Source organism: Thainema salinarum CENA647 (assembly GCF_057732415.1).
Map to the genome: position 1 here is coordinate 6,325,153 of NZ_JBYJZJ010000022.1, position 20,940 is coordinate 6,346,092.

Below are 20,940 nucleotides of genomic sequence, written 5' to 3' on the forward strand. Positions count from 1 at the left end.
TGGGTTGAGCTTTGCTCAACCCACACGACTAAAAACTTTTTGATGTTTACTAAACCACATTCTTCTCCCCACTCTGGTCAAATTATCCTCGCAGATTTCCGTCAAGCACACCAGTTCGTCGCCGTTGATATGGCCGGGATTGTGCTGATTGAAAAATTGAATGTGAGGATCGCTGAGGCGTTCCGTTGGAATACCGGATAGTTCTCCTTTCAGCCGATGGGGATGGGGAAAGCGAACAACGCCGCTGAGCGGATTGTAATACTGACCAAACTGCTGATTGGCTAGATGCTGCATTAGAGCCGCTGTATAAGTAGGGGTCGGCTGATCGTAGCGGGGGTAGAACTCGTTCCAAAAGACGGGCAGAAAGCGATAGGTGCGATAGCCAGAGGAAATTAGCAGCCAGTAGAGCTTACCAAAAGGGTAGATGTCGCGCAGGGTATTCACCGACTCGATCCAGGCACGGGAGAGGGTAGAGCTATTCCAGGCACTGGGATCCATGATCGTATCGCCAGAGTATACGACGCTGATTGGTTCTCCCTCAAACTCGGTTTGATACATCAGCAGCGTGGAAAACCCCTTGAGTTCTCCGGACTCCATATCGCTGAGCAGAATCACCCAGTTTTTCTGACACAAATCGGCGTTAAAAACGTCAATTCGCACACCAGCAAAGTGAGTGTTGAGCAGTTGGAACATAGAAGCGCGATCGCAACTGGCTAATTCTTCAACCCGAACGAGTCGATAATGCATAGTTTAAAAACATAAGACGGAAGTTATTCAAACTCTAGCGAAATCATTCTTTGCTTGATGGCATTCGTATCCAAATCGTCATCTGTCACAGGTGTCACAAGTGCCACAGGTGTGACGGTACGCGATCCGAAGATGGCATCGTTCAGGACTACAACTGATTTTCAAGTAGAAAGCCCCGTTATTGTGAGGCAATAACGAGGCTTTCTGCATAGCTTCAAAATTTGGGTCAACCGCGCCAACGCACGTGATGCTGAATCGTTTAGCGGCGTACTCGTCCAGCAAAACCAGAGGCTTTGAACTGCTCTAGCTTCAGCGGAGTTGGCTGATTGGCCGCGACCGAAATACGGATTTGAAAATCGCGGGTGCCGGGTTCGATATCGCCAATCGAGCCGAGGCGCGTCCGGTTCTGCATCACCGGATTCATGTTGGCATCGTAAACCCGACCAAACACATCGACGTTGTAGACGGACTTGCCAGAATCATTGTGTGCTTTGCCTTCAATCAAAAAGCAGTTGGCATCGCTGATGCTGCCAGCAGTGACCATGCCTTCTGCAAGTTCCGGGGGACATTCTCGGTAGGATAAATCCGTTAAGTTAATTGGGGTCAATGCCTGGGCCACTGGCGAAACCACACAGCTCACCACCCAAAAGCAAACTGACAAAGCCGCGATCGCAAAAACTCGAAAACGCATACCATCAACCGTAAAGAACTTGCAACTATATTATCTAAGTAAGTTGGCACAAATAAACGCATCTACAAAACCGAGGGAGCGCCCTGCTGAAGTACTCCCTCGGTTTTGTAGATTATGCATTAGACTTTTTGGAAATTGTTGTGTAGCGCGACGGAGCCGCGCTACACAACAATTTCCAAACCCAAAAACTTTCTTTCCAATAAAGTCTATTATGCTGTGATTCGTTTCACACCGATGCAGAACGGCAACTCGCTATGCTGAAAGAGCATCAGGGTTGGTGGTTCAAACACCTCAGTCATGGCGTTGGCGTTGCTTAATCTGGGTCTGAATTGAGATGTGGGGGCGGTGCCCCCACATCTCAATTCAGACTTAAAATCAGCAATCCCTTTGGGGCAGTCTGCTTCCAGTCGGCTAAATGGGTAAGTTATTTTAGATAGGTAGTATTGACTCTCGATACCAGGGTGATATTTACCGTCTATTTGCCATCTACGTGAGGATAACGCTGGAGATCTGGCCTGTTCGGCTTTAAATCTGCGAACTTATCCCACCATCTATCCGTCACATTTGGAGTGACCTGATTCAATGTGAGCCACAGATGACGGGTTAACCGGAGCAGGTGGTTCTGGCTGAGTAGAGAGAAATGGGTATTTTAAGTTAAGGCATCGGTTGAAATGAGTAGTAAGTTCTTGCGTCAAACAACCTCCGGATTTGTCGTTTTCGGAACAGCATTAGGCATGGCGGTCTGTGATGCGATCGCACCTTCTGCGGGGGCCATCCCATTCAACATTGGCCCCCAAGCCGCGCTGGCGCAAAGCTATGACGAAGAAGTCAGCGTTCGCGTCTATGAGCAGGCCAGTCCAGCGGTGATCTCCATCCGCACCGAAGACGGCACAGGCAGCGGCAGCATCATCAGTCCCGATGGTTTGGTGCTGACCAATGCTCACGTGGTTGGCCGCAACCGCAACTTGACCGTGCTGCTAGCCGATGGTCGGCAGGTAAATGGTCGAGTGGTGGGTTATGCCGATGATCGCCTTGACCTAGCGGCTATTCAGCTACAGGGAGTTAGCAATCTTCCCTATATTCCACTCGCTAGCAACAACTCTGTCCGGGTTGGCCAACGAGCCTACGCGATCGGCAACCCCTTTGGTCAGTTCCAGGGCACGTTCACCACAGGTATCGTCAGCCGGATTGACGCTGAGCGTGGACTAATTCAAACCGATGCGGCGATTAATCCCGGCAACTCCGGGGGCCCACTGCTAAACAGTCAGGGCGAACTGATTGGCGTAAATACATCGATTTTTACGATTGGTCGAGATGCTGGCAATATCGGCATTGGTTTTGCGATCGCAACCGACCAAGTGCAGCCATTTTTAACCGCAGTTCGTGAAGGTCGTGCTGCCCAAGAACCCGCCGCGTCACCGTTTGATCTGGAGCAAGCCAAACCGATTGCCCTGAATGGGCCAGCCGTCGAAGGGCAACTGGGACGTGAAAGCAGTGTCCTCCCTGCCGATAACAGCTACTTTGATCTGTATGCCTTTGAAGGACAGGCTGGTCAACAGGTCATCATCGAAATGACCAGTAGTGAAGTAGATGCCTATTTGATTCTGCTTGGCCCAAATGGTCAAGATGTAGCTCAAGATGATGACAGCGGTGGCCGCACCGATGCCCGCTTAGCGACGACCCTACCGGAAAATGGCACCTACACGGTTTTAGCAAACTCCTACGCACCGGGCGAACTGGGACGCTACAGCATTCGACTGGCCTCTTCCCAAGGCAGCGCTTCCTCCGCTAATCCCTCCCAAACTCCTAATCCTGGCTCTCGGCCTAACAACAGCGCTACCGCACCCTCCTCTGGCGACTACATTCTGCAAGAACAGGGCACGCTAGCCAGCGGCGGGCCAGTCTTACAAGACGGCAGCCTTTACCAGGAATATCAATTCGAAGGAGAATCTGGTCAGTCGGTCACGATCACGCTAGAAAGCACCGATTTTGATACGTACTTGATGCTGATTGATCCCAATGGTGACGTGTTGCAGTACAACGACGACATGGGCGACGACACCTACAACTCTCAAATCACGACGGTGCTGCCAGCGAACGGAACCTATCGCGTGATCGCCAACTCCTACGATCCGGCTGGGCAAGGCGATTACGAAATCACGGTGCGATAGCTCTTTACTCAGTAGGACACGGCAATGCCGTGTCTCTACCCAAAGGTTTAACCTTGTTAGATCCGCGTTCCTCAACACTCAGCACTAATCAATCACGACCTCACTTTGTAGAACTGGTACGAGATAGACAGTAAGCTGGATGAAGAAGTCATTTAGCCTAGCCTGATTATTAGCTCATGAGTAACCAAGTTCTTTCCATTACCGATCAAGACTTTGACGCTGAGGTAGTCCAGGCTGATCGACCTGTTTTAGTTTATTTTTGGGCAGGTTGGTGCGGCCCTTGTCGGCTGATGTCTCCTATCATCGAGTCCGTTGCGGAAGCCTATGCCGAGCGCCTGAAGGTTGTCAAAGTCGAGGTTGATCCCAATCCCGAATCCGTTGCTACGTACAAAGTAGAAGGTGTACCTGCGCTACGCTTGATTCATAACCAAGAAGTCTTGGCCGCAGAAGAAGGTGCAATGAACAAGCAGAAAGTCGAAGATCTGCTCAATGCCAATCTTTCGGCTGCCATATAAATTCCGTTTATGCTGAGAATCTCTGTGCTCGATGGCAATACAGAGATTCTCAAGATAGATTTAGTTTACGAATGCTAACCCAAAGCCCATAGCTTTCAGACCATCAGCAGAACAGTAGTCTCCTCATTCTCTAGCTGCCATGCAACTTGCTAACCGCCTCCAACCGCTGAGCACAAATGTGTTTGCTGACATGGATCAGGCAAAGGCGGACGCGATCGCAGCGGGGCAAACCTTGATTGATTTGTCATTGGGTTCCTCGGATTTACCGACCGCTAAGCCTGTGCTCGATGTAATTGCGGAATCGCTGTACGATCCGTCAACCCACGGCTATCTGTTGTTTCACGGCACCCGCAATTTTCGGCAGGCGGCGGCAGACTGGTATACCCGCAAGTACGGCGTTGCCGTCGATCCGGAAACGGAAGTCTTACCGCTAATTGGTTCTCAGGAAGGCACCGGGCATTTGCCGCTAGTGGTGCTCAATCCGGGCGATTTTGCGCTGCTGCTCGATCCGGGCTACCCCTCCCATGTCGGTGGCGTTTATTTAGCCGATGGACAAATCTACACGATGCCGCTGCTGGAGGAACGGGGATTTCTGCCCGATTTTTCAACCATTCCGGAAGCCGTCTTGGCCCAGTCGCGCCTGATGGTGCTGAGCTATCCCCACAATCCGACAACTGCGATCGCACCCCTATCGTTTTTCCAAGAAGCCGTCGCCTTTTGTCAGCAGCACAATATTGTCTTAGTGCATGATTTCCCCTACGGCGACATGGTATTCGAGGATGTTGAAATTCCTTCCGTCCTACAAGCCGATCCGGAGAAGTCCTGCTCCATTGAGTTTTTCACCCTGTCCAAGTCCTACAACATGGGCGGTTTTCGGGTTGGCTACGCCATTGGTAATGCGGAGCTAATTCGCGCTCTACGGCGTTTAAAGGCGGTGATTGATTTTAACCAGTATCGCGGCATCTTGAACGGTGCGATCGCAGCTTTGGAGGGTTCCCAAGATCACATTCCCTCGGTGGTGGCGACCTTCAAAGAGCGACGCGACGCATTCGTGCAGGCACTACACGACATCGGCTGGTCGGTGCCGACGCCTCCTGCCACTATGTACATTTGGGCCAAGCTGCCGCCCCAGTGGGCCAGTGATTCGGTGCGATTCTGTGTGGAACTGGTGAAAGCGACTGGAGTTGCGGTGTCGCCCGGTGCTGGATTTGGCAAATCGGGTGAAGGCTATGTTCGGTTCGCGCTGGTTCACAATCCAGACGTTCTGCGAGAAGCAGTCCAGCGCATTGCGTCGTTTTTATAACGATTTCATGAAGCTTGCTGATAGCGAGACAATCTTCTCTTTGCAACGCTTGAACATATGCTTTACTAAAATATGTGAAGTTATAAAATCTAACGCTATAGACAGATGCTTACTGCCGTATCTTCAGGCAGCAAAATCATTTAATTAAGTGATCGCGTCATCCATAATTAATCGCGCGATCGACTGATCAGGTGCTTAAGAAGGTCAAGCTTCGACAAAGGGTGTATACGTGAGTCAATTTACATAGCCTTGGTTACTACGCCGATTTCAATGCTTAGCCTAAAATCTCAGTCCGAACAGAGCAGTAGGCGACTGCTGCTGTTAGAGGATCATCCACTGAATCGGGCGCTGTTTGCCGAGTATCTTTGTCATCACGGCTTTGACGTTCATGCGATCGCAGATGGTGAGCATTTGTTCGAAACGCTAGAGCAGTTTCAACCACAGCTCATTCTCCTAGATCTGAAGCTGCCTTATATTGACGGATTCACCCTACTTGAGCAAATCCGTCAATCACCGAAATGGCAGCATGTTCCAGTTCTGGTGGTTTCCGCGCTATCGTTTAACCTTGATCGGCAGCGCGCCCTGAACTTGGGAGCATGCGATTATTTTGTCAAACCCGTGGATTTGAGATCCTTACTCGACACGATTAATCAGCACTTCTAAAAGTACTTTGGCTCATGTTCAAAGAACGTGCAAACCCATCTTGAAATAGACAGGTTTAGGTATCGATTTCACATTGTCTGAACATGAGCCAAGTACTTTTATACAGTATTTTTACTCGGTACTGTTAACGTTCCGACGACCCGATGTCTCGCCGGGACTCGTTCAGAAAACGTTCTACAACTTCAGTAAGCTGCTGCATTGAATGAGCAATTTCCGCTGCTTCAGCTTCAATTCGCTGATTGAGCAGCGTTACACTTTGGAGACGATTGAGAATCGAATCCAGCTGGTCACGATAGTTTGACTCAAATTCATCTAGCTTCATATCAGGGTTCACCAACTGCCTCAAGACAACGATAGTTCAGGAACATTTCAGGATAAATTTTCAGTCGATGCACACCTGTATTGTAGTTAAAATCACTTCGATTGAGGCGAAATACGGATGCTCGTATCAAACTCTTACACAATCTCAGAGTTGATTAAATGATTCCTAAATCGTGATCAATAAATCCGGAAAACGGGTATGAGAGAGTGTGGTTTAGACTTTGCTATTCTGCTTCCACGCATCGGGGCTTTTACCCAATTGATCGTTGAATTTGCTTAGATAATCCAGTTTTATCAGCTATGATGCCTGCTTTTCTGGTTCTAGATTCTATGTCTTAGATGATGTTCTAGATCTTGGAATATTAAGTATAAAGAAAGACAAAGTGCTCATTTATACGCAGTTGCCAAGGTGGACGTAGCGTCTCAGTTGGCTAGCCCTTGATCTGAAATTTATTTAACACTAGTGGGTTAGAAAAAATCTGCAGGCATTTCTCCTAAAAAGGAAGACTAAAGATCAGCAACCCTGCGCATTGTGCAATTTGCTTGTACGAATTAATTAGGGTAGGATATCCGTTCCCACAAGCTGCCCACAACCTGATGGAGATTGCTATATCCTAGTCTGTACGGTCGTTGCTGCAACTCTCGGCTGTGTAGATTCGTCAATCGTCATGCTGTGTCTATCCCTGCTGAAACGCCAACTCTGGTCAAAGAGCCTGAACGCCTCGAAGCTCGCCTGAAGGAGATCCCGCTGGAACCGGGGGTCTACTTTATGCGTGATGCTAGCGACAATATTCTCTACATCGGTAAATCTAAAAAGCTGCGATCGCGGGTGCGTTCCTACTTTCGCAACTCCCATACGCTGCCGCCTCGGCTGGCGCTGATGGTGATGCAGGTGGCGGAAATTGAGTTTATCGTCACCGATACCGAAGCCGAAGCGCTGGCGCTGGAAGCCAATCTGATTAAGCAGCACCAGCCTCATTTCAACGTGCTGCTGAAGGACGACAAGAAGTATCCTTATCTCTGCATTACCTGGTCAGAGGACTATCCCCGCATTTTTATTACCCGGCGGCGACGCATGGGCAAAGCTCGCGATCGCTACTACGGGCCTTATGTAGACGTGGGGACGCTGCGCCGGACGCTGCACTTGGTGAAGCGGATTTTTCCGCTGCGCCAGCGGCCCCAGCCGCTGTTTAAGGATCGTCCCTGCCTCAATTACGACATTGGCCGCTGCCCTGGCGTCTGTCAGCAGCTCATATCGCCGGAAGAGTACCGCAAGATTGTGCAGCGGGTGGCAATGGTCTTCCAGGGCCGTACCGAGGAGCTGGTGAAGGTGCTGACCGTCCAGATGCAGGAGGCGGCAGAGAAGCTGAATTTTGAATACGCGGCTCGCCTGCGCGATCAGATTACGGCACTGGAGCATCTCAACGCCGATCAGAAAGTGGCCTCGGCCAGCGATACTGTCTCACGAGATGCGATCGCACTGGCTGCCGATCAGCATCATGCCTGTATTCAGCTTTTCCAGCTCCGAGCAGGTCGCCTGGTCGGTCGCCTCGGCTTCCTAGCCGAAGCGCAATCCGGTGAGCCGGGAGCCATCTTGCAGCGGGTGCTGGAAGAACATTATCAAACCGTTGATCCGGTCGAGATTCCTACCGAGATTCTGGTACAGCATGATTTACCGGATGCAGATTTATTGGCAGCGTATTTAAGCGATCGCAAAGGCCGCAAAGTGACCGTGTTCAATCCCCAGCGGCAGTCTAAGGCCGAACTGATTGAAATGGTGGAGCGCAATGCCGAGTATGAACTGGCTCGCACGCAGCGCTTTGCCGATCGCAACGCTCAGTCGCTCCAGGATTTGGCCGAGGTGTTGGATTTACCCGCTCTGCCGCGCCGGATCGAAGGCTACGATATATCCCACGTTCAGGGTTCCGATGCCGTCGGTTCTCAGGTCGTGTTTATTGACGGTTTACCTGCCAAGCAGCACTATCGCCACTACAAAATCCGCAATCCCAAAGTGACTAGCGGGCGCTCCGACGACTTTGCCAGCCTTGCTGAGGTGATTCAGCGCCGCTTCCGCCGCTACGCCGAGAATCCCGACATCCAGCGGTTTGGTAATCCCGATTGGCCCGATCTGGTGATGATTGACGGTGGTAAGGGGCAGCTTTCAGCCGTTATCAGCGTTCTGCAAGAGATGAATCTGCTGGCCGACTTGAACGTGATCAGCTTGGCCAAAAAGAGGGAAGAGATTTTTCAGCCCGGTGAATCGTTGCCGCTGGTGACTGACTCGGAACAAGCAGGTGTGCAACTGCTGCGCCGTTTGCGGGATGAAGCCCACCGCTTCGCCATCACCTTCCACCGCAAGCGCCGTAGCGATCGGATGCGACGGTCACGACTCGATGACATTCCGGGACTCGGTCATCATCGGCGCAAACAGCTCCTGGCGGCGTTTCGCTCGATCGACTACATTCGCGAGGCTTCGCCAGAGCAACTTCAGACGGTGGAAGGGATTGGGCCACAGCTGGCCCAGCAAATTTATGACTACTTCCATCCCCAAGCTGATCCCGTTACGCCCGGAAATTAAAAGATCCTGCCGTCAAATTGACTTTTATAACGATTGGTTGGCGGTTTGAATACGGCTCGATACACTGAGTCGGACTTAGGACAAATCGCCCCAAGTCCCCTTCAGTTCTCAATGAAAAGCTCCTCAGCGATCTGCCGAGGAGCCAGTGGAGTGTGAGTCTTTTTCCCACGATACTCAAAACTCAAGCAGATGCAAAAGCTGCTTTAGAGATCTTGAGGTTCTTTCATCGTAGAGTGTAGTTCTGAAGGAGCGCTATAGGCAAAGGGAAATACCTTTGTCTATAGCGTTTTCTGTTTGATATCTCTTTTGGGCCGTAGGACTGTGGATGGGTAACTGTAGGCGTCTGGGCAGGGGGGGCAAGGGAGCTTGATAGGTTAGCTGTCATCGAAGAAAGATTTTGGGTTGAGGTTCATTAACGGGATTAAGATGGCCTGTTGTCGAGGTTGAGGTTGAGAATGTTACGAATAAATTGAGCTGCGGAGACGCGATTCTCTTCAAAACCGCGCCGCCGTACGCCCTTCTCTCCGTCGGATGTGACCACTTGTCCCATTGCCTGATCCGGTGCCTGCCACAGTTTCAGATGGTCTACGGCAGGATCAGCGTAAAAATTTAATTCTCCCGCTCCTAACAGCACAGAACTCCAGTGGGTGAAGTGATCGTGGCTCATGCGGTAAATCGGAAAATCTGCCGCTAGCGGCACTCCCCAGCCGTCAATCGCAATAAAATTCGCGATCGCAATACCGCGATGATGCCAATACTGCGCTGCTGCGATCGCACCCACGACACCTGCACTAAAGGCGATAATGCTGACTGGATGATCCTGTAACCCCTGAGCTTGAAGGACCTCACCCATGAACTGCCGACAGTGAAAGCCGGAATAGGGCGGATGGGCTTCAGTCGGATAGACGGCATATTGGGGGCTGTTCATCTCATTCGTTAAACCTAGACCAGCGAGAAACCGATTGGTTAACGTCACGGGATGAACACCGGGGTAGATCAAAATCAAAACACTCTATTTTGAACGCGCCAGTAAACTCAGTAAACCCAGGATTATTTGAGTGGATAGCGTGAGACGCTATCCACTCAAACTGTTGAGGTTTATATTGCTTCTAAACCAAATCCAGGTTGAAAAGTAGAGTTTTCCCTGAGGGAAAACTCTACTTTTCAACCCTGTTGGGGTTTATACAGTGAATTGCTGGCGAATCGCTTCAATCCGCTTGCGGTTAACACCCAAATCCGACTGGCCGAGCCGCGAGGCTGAACGTACTTGAATCACGCCATTAGCTGCGTCAGCGTAAAACTCAACATCATCCACAAAACCCATCAGGTTGCTGGTGAATTCAGCGTAAATGTAGTCGTCACTCGATTCAATAATCTGCGTGCGCTCCATGCCGTTGATGATGCCTTTGAGCTGCGCGATCGCACCTGCGGCATCGCCACTGTAGACAATAGGTTCGATGTAGTGTTCGCCATCGGCTTTATTCGCTTGGCTAGAGACGCAGTTGGGCGAACTGGGACAAGTGGCGAGTTGACCGTCTTTCACGCCTAACGTGGCGGGACGCTTGCCGGAGAAGATCTGAGCGAAACCAGGTAGAGCAGCAATCATAGGATTAAGTGAAGAATGCGAGAGCGGAGTGGCCAATGCGGGAGTGACGGGTGCCCAAAGCGCGATCGCAAGCAGACCCACTACTCCCCAAACTTTGAATCTCGATAAGATTGAAGACATCGTTAACAATAGCTCTAGCAACAGGATGTTGTACCGTTCAGCATACTGTATTACTTTTACAAAAGTTCACGAATCCCGTTGCTTTTTCAATCTCGCTTATGACTTCGCCCAACCTGCCGCCCACCACACCCGATACGGATGCCAGCCCAGCGCCAACGGATTATTCTTCCGGCGTGACACCAGTTCTGGAACTTAGTGATTCTGAGCCAATCAACTACGTGTTGACCAAGTTGGCCAACGAACTGCCGACGCTATTTGAGAAAGACCTCACCTACGACATCTATACGTCAGATATCTATTTCAAAGATCCGGTCAACACGTTCAAGTACAAGTTCAATTACCGGATTATTTTCTGGACGCTGCGGTTTCACGGCCAGCTTTTCTTCTCGGATTTGCACTTTGACCTGCATCGCGTGTGGCAGGATCAGCCGGACTTAATTTTGGCCGATTGGACGGTGCGGGGGACGCTGCGACTACCGTGGAAGCCTGATTTACTCTTCAACGGGCGTTCCCATTACCATCTCAACGAAGAAGATAAGATTTACAAGCACATCGACGTGTGGGATCGATCGCCCAAAGAAATTCTGAAGCAGTTCTGGCGGCGAAAATAAGTAGCGAAATACTCGTGGAATTTGCGATCGCAGTTCCAACCAATCGGCAGCTAATCGAAATATCTTTGGTAAAGCAGGGCTCAGAAAAATAAAATCCCCAGTGCGAGACTGGGGACTGACCAGGGTGCATCTACCACTTCTCTCTTCTGAATGAGGGAACTAAATCCGGAACAATATCCACGATTTTGGAATTTTCTGAGAAAAAGTTACTACGTATGCGCATCTAACGCCTGCTGCAAGGCGGGTGGTAAACGCCGCAAAACCTTCCGAGTGTTTGGATCGAGTGGCACCAGTGAGACCTCAGCTGTAACGTACAGAATCTCTTCGTCAGGTGACTGGATTTGAAAGTCCCAAACCAGCCGCACACCTTGACGGGGCAGCATGCGAGTTTTGACAATTGCCTCACTGCCCATGACCATCCACTGGTGATAACGCAGCGACAAGTCAACGACTGGCAGTTCGCAGCCCATTTCCAGTACGTCTTTATAACTCAGACCGCTGGTTTTTAAATAAGCAATGCGGGCTTCTTCTAACCACTGGACATAGGTGCCATGCCAAACTACACCAGCATAGTCCGTATGATGGGGATGAACCTGGATCGGATAGTGGAACCAAGTCGGTTCGCTTGTCGCTGCAATGGGCTTGTCGGGTTTGACGGACTTATCTTTCGATGCTGACTTACCTTTAGAAGCCGACTTATCTTTTGGCATTGCTGGAGCAGATTGATACAAGGATGAGCAATCTTAGAATACTGGATTATGCTCTAAGGATTGTGGATTAAACAACCTGTAAACCGTTACACCTAGGGACACAGCAATGCCGTATCCCTACCCCAAAGATTTCACCTGATTAAGTCCGCATTCCTAAGTGCCTGTATTGGAATTTTGGGCATCCCGATTCAGCACTTCCTCAGCGGTCACGCCCTCGTTTTGATTACCAATTCGCCACAGCACTGCTGCTGCTTCAGCACGGGTCGCCGCTTTTTCCGGTTGCAGCAGCGTTGTGTAGCCAAATGCTCGCGGAATATTGGCAAAATCGCCATTTTGATGATCCGCCAGCACCGCCCGCAGTGCAGCCGGATTAATCTTACTCGCATCCTGGAAGCCCCAGGCTTCCTGCACGGCTTCCACACTGGCGCTAGGGAGTGCCTGTCGCGTATCCAGCGGCACTTTCCACAGCAGCAAGTCTTGGCGAGTTAGCGGCGCATCGGGTCGGAAGTTAACAGCCGTCGCATTGCCTGCCAGCGCACTGGGCACGAGTCCAACTTCCGCTAAGCCTTGAATTACGGCAAAATCTGGATCAGATTTAGGCACATCCTCAAAGGCTGGATTAGCGGATTCAACCGCTAGTCTAATCCGCTCCTTCGCTTCGTCGGCGTAAATGGTGTTGTTAGCTTCCACCAGCCAGCGAGCAAACTCGCGGCGAGTAATGACTTGATTTGGCTGAAACTGATTGGCTGCTGGCTGACCTTCACTTTCTTTCTCGCCTGCTGGAGCAGCTGTCACAATGTCCAATTCCGCCAGATCGCGAATGTAAGGCCGTAAATCTGTCGGAGCCTGATTCAGATCAGTAAACGTACCCGTACTCGTACTGTCCTGATTTTGCGGACTAGCTGTGCTGCGATTTTGCTCCGGCGAGTTCACTGGCCGAATCGAAAATCCCTCAGCATCATCAGACGCAGCGCTATCGGTTGCCTGTGAGTCCCGCTGATACTGAATCGTAAACGCCGTTTCTTCTGGATTGGCCGCATCCGGTTGAATCTCTACGCGCACCGTCAAATCCTGATTGCGAGCTGCGATCGCAGTCGGTTGATCCGCCTGAGCGTCAGCCGCCTCAGTTTCATCAGTGGCCTCGGCGGATTCTGGCGCTGGTGCTGCGTCCTGTGAGCCGTTTGCAGGATTGCTCGACTGAGCGCTACCCAACGGCTGCAAGGTAGCTGTATTTGAAGTATCCGCAGTCGTTGAGCCAGTGTCACTATTCTCCGCTGCATCTGAACTGGGTACAGTTTCCTCAGCCGCTTCCTCTGAGTCGATTTGCCAACCGTTGCTGCTCAACTCGTCGCGGTAAAACTGCCCAACCTGCTCGGCTGAGTCAGCCGTAGTGAAGTAGGTAAGGCGACCATACTGCTCGTCTGCATTGGCCTTAACGTCTGCTGGAGCCTCTTGTTCCTCGGCTTCTGGGTAAATGGGGATTTCTGGGGGCAAATCGGCTGATGCACTAGTGTCTGAGCCTCCCAACGTAGTGTCGTTCTGTAGCTGTGGATCAGCTTCTAAGGATTGCTGCATCTGTGCGCCCCAAGGCGTGTTGGCACAAGAGGATAGGGTCAGTAACCCCAGCAATAGTCCTCCAACCCACCAGCGTCGGGGGGTTTGTCTCTGAGGTTGAGGGTGTGGTCGTACTGGCTGATGACGTGCAGACTCCGCTTCAAACATGCCGTTTCTCGATTCAAATATGATTAAGGGGACGTTCCTTTACGCTAGCGCTGCCGTTCCCTAAACGTCTAACGATTGATGTCATTTTAGTTGGGTAAATACCGTACGAGTTGTCAAGATGTTCATGCAACCCTAGCGTATGACTCCGATCATCTGGATAAAATTCGGCAAGCTGTCCGTGAGAGTGAAGCTCTAGCCAATCAGTTTGCGGTTCAAACGCCATCTATTTTGGGGTGCAAACTGTGAGAACCAAATACCATCGCAGATGAAGTTGCACTTTGCCCCAGACATGCAAAACCATCTCTGATCGACGATAGACCCCAGTGGCAAGGGCGGGTTTAGCCGATAGTAGGTGTGACGCTTCTGTAAGAATTGATCAACAAAAACCGTCCCTACCGAGATTTTGGGGATATGTCTTACAACGTGGCAAAGAGTTGTTTGACTTGCTCCCAAGCAGCGGCAGCGGCTTTGGCATTGTAGCTGGCTCTGCGATCGCAAAAGAATCCATGCTCAGCGCCGTCATAGCGGAAAATTTTGTGATCAATCTTGTATTGATTGAAAGCTTGCTCAATTTCCTCAACATGTTCGGGCGGAATGCTGCCGTCCTCGTTGCCGAAAAAGGCGTAGATTGTGCCACTGATATCTTTTGTTCGGCTGACCGTTGGTTCTTCCTCTCCCGGTTGCCAGGTGGGAATGCCAGCACCATAGAACGAAGCCGTCGCTTGAATATCCAGTAAGGTCGCAGTTAAGTACACCACATGTCCGCCAAAGCAGAAGCCGATAGAACCCAGGCCACCCGATTTCACCTGCGGTAGTGATTTTAAGTAATCCGCTGCGGCCTGCACGTCTTGCAGTAGCTCTGTGGCTTTGGTTTTTTCCTTGTACACCCGGCCAATCTTGACATCTTCAGCGGTGTAGCCCACTTCAAAGCCGGGAGCTTGGCGCTGATAAATCGGTGGTGCGATCGCAACATAACCCTCTTTGGCGATACGTTCAGTGACATCGCGAATGTGCTCATTCACGCCAAAGATTTCCTGAATGACAATAATGCCCGGAAAAATGCCCGGAAACGACTGCGTAGACTGACTATCAACATCGGGCTGAGCGAGGTAACAGGGCAGGGTAACATCCCCACTCTGGACATGAACAGTCTGAGTTTTAATAGCGGATACGGTCATAGTTCAGGTGCGTAGACGACTGCAACAGGATTGACATCGGTTACGAGTGCATTATGGAGCATTATGGATAACTGGTGTAGGCAACGAGGAGATGAATCGTCTGGATTGTCTGGATCGGCTTTGGTGGGGACGGCTGTGGGCAACTGTCATCCTCCGTACATATTCTGTTGTGACAAAGTATTAAATCCTGTGACAATTTGGCTGGGCTTACGTCATGAACTCTAAGAGCGTCGCTATGGAGTCATAAGGTTAAAATCAATGAGTTCCAGCCTATTATCTGACCGTTCACACACCAGAACGCTCAATTCGGAGGTTTACCGCGTGGTGCAGTTTCACATCCAGCCGGATAGCGAAATTCCGGCTTCTGCTCAGCTTTATAATCAAATTCGCTTTGCGATCGCATCACGGCAGTATCCACCCGGAAAGCGCCTGCCCAGCACCCGACAGCTTGCCATGCAAACGGGGCTGCACCGCAACACCATCAGCAAAGTCTATCGGCAACTGGAAGAAGCTGGCTTTGTCGAAGCATTACCCGGCTCCGGTATTTATGTCCGCGATTCTGGCAATGGTGAAAATCTACAGGCTCCTTCGCCACTGCTGAGAGAATATCCCCAAGCCCGTAAGCTGATTCAGCGCAATTTGGACGAATTACTGCGGGAAGGCTTTTCGCTCAATCAAGCCCGCGAACTGTTTTTAGCCGAAGTAGACTGGCGGTTGCGCTGTAGTGCCCAGGTTCTCGTCACTACGCCCGCACAGGACATTGGCGCAGGTGAACTGATGGTGCGGGAACTAGAGCAAGAGCTGAAGATTCCGGTACAGCTTGTGCCGCTAGAAAGCCTAGAGCAAACGCTGTCCCAAACTCGCTCCGGGACGGTCGTGACCAGCCGTTACTTTATTGCCGAAGCCGAAGCGATCGCAGCTCCCAAGTCGGTTCGCGTCATCCCAATTGATATCTACGACTATGCTCAAGAGCTGAGCCTGCTGAAGGATTTACCGAAAGAAACCTGTCTGGGTCTAGTCAGCTTGAGTTCGGGAATTCTACGCGCGGCTGAGGTGATTATTCACAGTCTGCGGGGTGACGAACTGCTGGTGATGACGGCGCAAACCAATGATGCCTATAAGCTCAATGCCATTGTGCGCAGTGCCCAGACTATCTTTGCGTTCGATCAGGCCAGTTTCCCAGTCGTCAAGCGAGCTATCTCGGAAGCCCGTGAAGATCTGATTCGTCCACCCGAAGTGATCACCACCGATAACTATATTGGCAGCAAGTCTATTAGTCTCTTGAAGCGAGAACTCGGCTTAGAGTAGGAGGTGCGATCGCAGTTATCGCGCTATTCTGGAACGGAATCTGTCTGAAAAATTGACAAAACGATTCTGTGCCAACCGTTTGGGCGTTATTTTATGACCATTGAAGCTCAGCCCTCCATGGGGCTGCAAGATGCCATCCGTCTGCGTCGAGCATCACGGGCGTTTAATCCCGATCCGATTCCAGATGTGCTGCTGGAAAGGATTTTGGAGCTGAGTATTCAGGCTCCGTCGGGGTACAATTTGCAGCCTTGGCGCTTCATTGTGCTGCGCGATCAGGCCAGTAAAGAAAAACTCCAGCCCTGCGCCTTTGGTCAAGCTCAAGTGGTGCAAGCTCCAGTGGTTTTGATTTGCTGTGGCGATCGCAATGTTGGCAGTCCCGACTATATCGAGCAGGTGATTGAGCTAGGCGAAGCCAACGACGCGATTGATGAGAACTACGCCAATATCATGCGTAAGCAAATTCCGCTGGGTTTTGAGCAGCAGCCGAGCTACGGTTCGATGGAGGTTTGGACGAACCGCCACGTTATGCTGGCAGTTGCCCACATGATGATTGTGGCGAAAAGCTATGGGGTTGATAGCTGCCCAATGGAAGGTTTCTCTTCTGAACAGGTCAAAGAAGCGTTCAATATTCCCGATCACGTCGATGTCTGCTGCTTGCTGTGTTTAGGTTTTGCGACCGAACCCCACAAAAAATATAGCGGACGATTCGACCTGTCTAAGCTGTTTTATGGTGAGTCCTACGGTGAGATGTTTTCACTGTAGAATGCCCTATTAAACACATCAGAATTTCCGTGAACGCATCATAGGGCATCATAGAAACCTATTTCCTTTCGCCATGATAGGTAGGGTGACGGCTATAGTTGCTAAACCTGCCCTGGTAAAACGTTTTGAGGCTTAAAGAAACAGGCGGGAGCGCAATACGTTCCCGCCTGTTTCTTTCAAAGTTGATTCATACGAAGCTGGCTCATAAAACCAGTTTTGTTTTGTTTTGTTGTGAACGTCGGGTTGTGCCCGACGCTCACAACAAAACTGTTTTTTTCCTAGTCGGATGCGGTGTCAGAATTGAGCCTATTTTAGTTTCGCAGCGCGGAACGTTTGATAAGCCTGCTCAGGATGATAGAGATGGCAGTAGTCAACAATATCCTTCATTAATGCCCAAGAGAACTTACGTTCCTTCAGATAAGGCTGCCAGTTTTCTTTCAGGCTGCTGTGGGCTAACCGCAGATTGTACGAGGGGATGGCGACAGACAAGTGATGCGGCACATGCACATTGATGTCGTGGCAGAGAATCTCAACCCAGCGGGGATAGCTACAGTGAATGGTGCCCTCAAGTTGGGCAACCGCTTCGTTCCAAGAATCGACGGGTTGAAATGGTACGTCCATCGTGGTGTGATGCACGATGGTGAACGTGCTCATCCAGAAGTGATAAACCAGCCAGGGCAGCAGCCAAAACTTGACGAAGCCCCACAGCCCGGTGGTTGCAATCAAAACGGGGAAGAAAATCGCCGCGAATACGAGTACGACGGTAATCGAGAGTTTCACCTTTTTGCGATCGCGCTCAGCAAACTGCGACGGGTCAAAGTGAATGCCTGCCCAGTGAGCAATGGAACCCATCCACCACAGCCGACCCCGCAGCACTTCATACAGCTTGCGCATCACGATAGGGGTGTTGCGGTACTCTTCTACTTTCCAGGGTTGCCACGCATTGTCTACGTCCAGCTTGTTGGTGTGGATATGGTGATAGTCATGTCCCAAACGCCAGCAGTGAAAGGGATAAATCAGTGGCAGCATGGCAACATGACCGACTAAATCATTCACCCAGCGGCGCTTAGCAAACGAGCGATGGCCGCAGTCATGCCCAACAACGAAAAAGCCTGTTAAAGCAGTACCCGTGAAAATCCACGCAATCGGTAACAAGAGCCAGGGGGAATATGCGATCGCAACATAACCTAGAGTGACTGCCGCGACGCTGAGTAACGCTTGACTCCAAGCTTTGCGGCGGTTTTTCTGGAAACATTCCCGTGGCAGGGTTTTGATGATGTCCTTCAGTGTGACGTTGTTGCGTGCCAGTTCTGACAGCTCGTTATCAAGTTCAAATTTTTCAGTCGTAGCAACCATGAATTCGATCAATTCTCCATAATTGGCCAAGATAGCGCCTGCCACACCAAATCCGCTAGAACATAAGAAGAGAACAGTTTTTACCGTCCTAAATCTATACGTGATTTATGTCTAGTGTTGTGTTCCAGCTAAATCGCGACCGTGCCCAGCCAGTTATTGAGATGGATTCGGGACGTATCCCTTCAAAGGTTCCCTTTCAACCATGACAAATCACCAACTGAACAGGTTCGGTATGACGCTGATAAATGGGTGGTTCTTTCACAGCTAACTCATCAAAACACTGCCTCAAGCCAAACCTTGCACCACAACTAGCAGAGGCTATTTTGCTGCCGCATTGCGGCGGCAAAGTGCCCTTTGGGGTTCCAGTTATGAAAAGTACAAGATCCGAGCTAACGTACACTGCTAAAGCCTGAGAGCCGTTAAAAAACCTTAACATTTATACCATGCTCGTCGGCCATTGTTGCCGGACAAAATCGTAGATCTGCCAAGAGTAGTAACGATTTTATGCTAATTACCACCTGATGACGGCGGGGATGGAAAGTATTGCCAGATTTTCACGGTTTTATCGAGACTGCCACTGACCACAATGCTGGCATTGGGCGTCACGGCAACGGATTTCACGGCGTTAACATGATTGCTCAAGGTGTGCATCAGTTGCCCGGACTGGAGATCCCAAATCCGCACCGTGGCGTCACTGCCGCCGCTGACCAAAATTTTGCCACTGCTGCTGATGGCGACAGCGTTGACCTCGCGAGTATGGTCAGTCAGGGTATGCAGCAAATTCCCCGATGCCACATCCCAGAGCCGAATGGTTTTATCTTTGCTGGCGCTGGCGATGATTTTGCTGTCGGGACTAATGGCCACGCTGTTGATCGAGTTGAAGTGGCCGGAGAACACCTGCGTCATTTCGCCCGTTTGCAGATTCCACAGGCGCACTTTATTGTCTAAACCGCCGCTGACCAGAAGCTGATTTAGCGGATCAAGTGCGATCGCTTTAATCATGCCTACCGAACCCGTCAGGGTTTGCATCAGTTCTCCACGCTGTATGTTCCAAATTCGAATGGTTTTATCTTCACTGCCGCTGGCGACAAAGCGGCTGTCTTGGCTGATTACGACCGTGTTCACATCGCGTGTGTGTTCGGTGAGCGTGTAGACTAAAGCACCTGTGCTAAAATCCCAGAGCTTGACCGTATCGTCATCGCTACAGCTCGCCACGATGCGACCGTCGGGACTGACCGCCACATCATTCACGCCCCGCGAATGGCCCTTGAGCGTATGAATATTTTGACCCGTGCGGGCATTCCACACCTTGACTGTGTCGTCCATGCCGCCGCTGACAATGGATGGCGGCTTTAAACATAAATCAACCGCCATCACCCAAGAGCCATGCCCTTCTAGCGTACGAATGCAGTTCCAACCCGTGCGGCGGCCCGAAGTCGGTGGACGTAAGGGGCGCGATCGCGGCGGCGAGGTGGGCGGTGAAGTCGGTGGAGAAGAGACAGCGCCAGGCGGAGAAGAAGAAGGTGAAGATTGTGACTCTTTACGAGACGGCAAGGCCGAACGCGCCTCAGAAGAATATGTATTAGCGTCTCCTCCAGCCGATGCATTGAGATCCTTCAGTACCTCATCGACTGACTGGTATCGCTGACTGACCAAATCTTCCACCAGCTTGTTCAGCACGTTGGCCAGGGCATCACTGACATAAATTTTGCGTCGTTCTAGCTTCTCGCGCCACAGCCACTTACCGTCCAGGGGATTGTAAAGTTCATCCGGGCGGGTCAGCGTCATCAGGTACAAGCACGTCGCTCCCAGGCTGTACAGATCGCTGGATGGATAGACCTTGCCGCTGCGCAGTTGCTCAATTGGCGAGTAACCTTCGGTGCCAATTTTGGTTCCCGGTTGCGACAAACCCTCTGCCGTCAACTGTTTTGCCACGCCAAAGTCAATCAGCACTACCTTCTGGTCAATGCTGCGTCGAATAATATTGGACGGTGTAATATCGCGATGCACCACCTGCCGCTGATGCACAAACCGCAGAATCGGCAGTAGATCATTTAGGACAGCGCGAATTTCGACCTCGTTAAATCCCTGTTTCTCCTGTGCTTCCTGAGTCAGTGTTGGCCCTTCGATAAACTGCTGGACTAAATAGAGATACTCATCTTGCTCAAAATAGGCCAGCAGCGCCGGGATCTGCGGATGTTCGCCCAGTTCATGCAGCCGCACCGCTTCTTGATTAAACAAGCGGATTGCTTTTTCGAGCGACTTCGTGCCCTGGGTCTGAGGCGCAAACTGTTTGATGACGCACTTTGTCTGGAGGCGATCTTCATCCAGCGCCAGATATGTCCGCCCGAATCCGCCCTGACCAATCAGTTGCACAGGTCGATAGCGCCCCCGCAGCGTCGGCATCAATTTCTCACCACAGTGCTGGCAGAAGTCTTGATCATCCAGATTCTGGGGTCGCTGGCATTTAGGGTTCAGGCAGCAGATCATCGATGGGTAGAAGCACTAAACGGCAATTGGCAGGGCAGCGATCGCAAATGGCAAACCATTCAACGACACTATGCGATGATTCTCTAAA

Annotated in this window: 19 protein-coding genes; 9 read left to right on the plus strand and 10 right to left on the minus strand. The window is 50.9% G+C overall.

Translation table 11 applies throughout. The features are described 5' to 3' along the window. Positions 1-15 precede the first annotated feature (15 nt). A complete protein-coding gene (locus AC286M_RS34575) occupies positions 16-747 on the minus strand; it encodes a hypothetical protein (protein WP_488208715.1) in 732 nt (243 codons plus the stop codon). A 259-nt stretch (positions 748-1,006) separates the two neighbouring features. Next, positions 1,007-1,438 carry a hypothetical protein gene (locus AC286M_RS34580; RefSeq protein WP_488208716.1) on the minus strand — a complete coding sequence of 144 codons (432 nt, stop codon included), beginning with the start codon at positions 1,436-1,438 and terminating at the stop codon, positions 1,007-1,009. Between the two features lie 671 nt (positions 1,439-2,109). On the opposite strand from AC286M_RS34580, the gene AC286M_RS34585 reads away from it, so the two are divergent. From AC286M_RS34585 to AC286M_RS34600, 4 genes are all read left to right on the plus strand, one after another. Further along, positions 2,110-3,609 carry a trypsin-like peptidase domain-containing protein gene (locus tag AC286M_RS34585; RefSeq protein ID WP_488208717.1) on the plus strand — a complete coding sequence of 500 codons (1,500 nt, stop codon included), beginning with the start codon at positions 2,110-2,112 and terminating at the stop codon, positions 3,607-3,609. Positions 3,610-3,785: 176 nt separating this feature from the next. Then, the gene (locus AC286M_RS34590) at positions 3,786-4,124 is read left to right on the plus strand and encodes a thioredoxin family protein (RefSeq protein ID WP_488208718.1); all 339 of its coding nucleotides are present in this window, start codon (positions 3,786-3,788) and stop codon (positions 4,122-4,124) included. Between the two features lie 139 nt (positions 4,125-4,263). Continuing rightward, positions 4,264-5,427: an LL-diaminopimelate aminotransferase gene (locus AC286M_RS34595; RefSeq protein WP_488208719.1), complete on the plus strand. Its 1,164-nt coding sequence runs from the start codon at positions 4,264-4,266 to the stop codon at positions 5,425-5,427. Positions 5,428-5,697: 270 nt separating this feature from the next. Beyond that, complete coding sequence (locus AC286M_RS34600) at positions 5,698-6,090, plus strand: response regulator (RefSeq protein WP_488208720.1); 393 nt, start codon at positions 5,698-5,700, stop codon at positions 6,088-6,090. A 124-nt stretch (positions 6,091-6,214) separates the two neighbouring features. Here AC286M_RS34600 and AC286M_RS34605 read toward each other — a convergent pair whose 3' ends face one another. After that, on the minus strand, positions 6,215-6,412 hold the full coding sequence (locus AC286M_RS34605; RefSeq protein ID WP_488208721.1) for a hypothetical protein: 198 nt from the start codon (positions 6,410-6,412) through the stop codon (positions 6,215-6,217). A 672-nt stretch (positions 6,413-7,084) separates the two neighbouring features. Here AC286M_RS34605 and uvrC point away from each other — a divergent pair. Next, on the plus strand, positions 7,085-8,989 hold the full coding sequence (gene uvrC / locus AC286M_RS34610; protein ID WP_488208722.1) for an excinuclease ABC subunit UvrC: 1,905 nt from the start codon (positions 7,085-7,087) through the stop codon (positions 8,987-8,989). Positions 8,990-9,410: 421 nt separating this feature from the next. Here uvrC and AC286M_RS34615 read toward each other — a convergent pair whose 3' ends face one another. Beyond that, positions 9,411-9,965 carry a hypothetical protein gene (locus AC286M_RS34615; protein ID WP_488208723.1) on the minus strand — a complete coding sequence of 185 codons (555 nt, stop codon included), beginning with the start codon at positions 9,963-9,965 and terminating at the stop codon, positions 9,411-9,413. Between the two features lie 204 nt (positions 9,966-10,169). Then, on the minus strand, positions 10,170-10,715 hold the full coding sequence (locus AC286M_RS34620) for a DUF1499 domain-containing protein (protein WP_488208724.1): 546 nt from the start codon (positions 10,713-10,715) through the stop codon (positions 10,170-10,172). Between the two features lie 98 nt (positions 10,716-10,813). On the opposite strand from AC286M_RS34620, the gene AC286M_RS34625 reads away from it, so the two are divergent. Next, entirely contained in the window at positions 10,814-11,326 is a 513-nt protein-coding gene (locus AC286M_RS34625) for a C6orf136 family protein (protein WP_488208725.1), read from the plus strand. Between the two features lie 209 nt (positions 11,327-11,535). Here AC286M_RS34625 and AC286M_RS34630 read toward each other — a convergent pair whose 3' ends face one another. From AC286M_RS34630 to AC286M_RS34640, 3 genes are all read right to left on the minus strand, one after another. Then, entirely contained in the window at positions 11,536-12,036 is a 501-nt protein-coding gene (locus AC286M_RS34630) for an acyl-CoA thioesterase (protein ID WP_488208726.1), read from the minus strand. A 153-nt stretch (positions 12,037-12,189) separates the two neighbouring features. Continuing rightward, entirely contained in the window at positions 12,190-13,758 is a 1,569-nt protein-coding gene (locus AC286M_RS34635) for an S-layer homology domain-containing protein (RefSeq protein ID WP_488208727.1), read from the minus strand. A gap of 416 nt (positions 13,759-14,174) precedes the next feature. Beyond that, positions 14,175-14,936 carry a dienelactone hydrolase family protein gene (locus AC286M_RS34640; RefSeq protein WP_488208728.1) on the minus strand — a complete coding sequence of 254 codons (762 nt, stop codon included), beginning with the start codon at positions 14,934-14,936 and terminating at the stop codon, positions 14,175-14,177. Between the two features lie 258 nt (positions 14,937-15,194). Between AC286M_RS34640 and AC286M_RS34645 the strand changes: the two genes are divergently transcribed. Together AC286M_RS34645 and AC286M_RS34650 are read left to right on the plus strand one after the other, a co-directional pair. Next, positions 15,195-16,244 carry a GntR family transcriptional regulator gene (locus AC286M_RS34645; protein WP_488208729.1) on the plus strand — a complete coding sequence of 350 codons (1,050 nt, stop codon included), beginning with the start codon at positions 15,195-15,197 and terminating at the stop codon, positions 16,242-16,244. A gap of 93 nt (positions 16,245-16,337) precedes the next feature. Beyond that, on the plus strand, positions 16,338-17,006 hold the full coding sequence (locus AC286M_RS34650) for a nitroreductase family protein (protein WP_488208730.1): 669 nt from the start codon (positions 16,338-16,340) through the stop codon (positions 17,004-17,006). Between the two features lie 306 nt (positions 17,007-17,312). Here AC286M_RS34650 and AC286M_RS34655 read toward each other — a convergent pair whose 3' ends face one another. Together AC286M_RS34655 and AC286M_RS34660 are read right to left on the minus strand one after the other, a co-directional pair. After that, positions 17,313-18,362: a fatty acid desaturase gene (locus tag AC286M_RS34655; protein WP_488208731.1), complete on the minus strand. Its 1,050-nt coding sequence runs from the start codon at positions 18,360-18,362 to the stop codon at positions 17,313-17,315. Positions 18,363-18,869: 507 nt separating this feature from the next. Continuing rightward, positions 18,870-20,852, minus strand: coding sequence for a protein kinase domain-containing protein (locus tag AC286M_RS34660; RefSeq protein WP_488208732.1), 1,983 nt, complete (start codon positions 20,850-20,852; stop codon positions 18,870-18,872). On the opposite strand from AC286M_RS34660, the gene AC286M_RS34665 reads away from it, so the two are divergent. After that, positions 20,784-20,939, plus strand: coding sequence for a hypothetical protein (locus AC286M_RS34665; RefSeq protein ID WP_488208889.1), 156 nt, complete (start codon positions 20,784-20,786; stop codon positions 20,937-20,939). The genes AC286M_RS34660 and AC286M_RS34665 overlap by 69 nt on opposite strands. The last annotated feature ends 1 nt before the right edge of the window (position 20,940 follow it).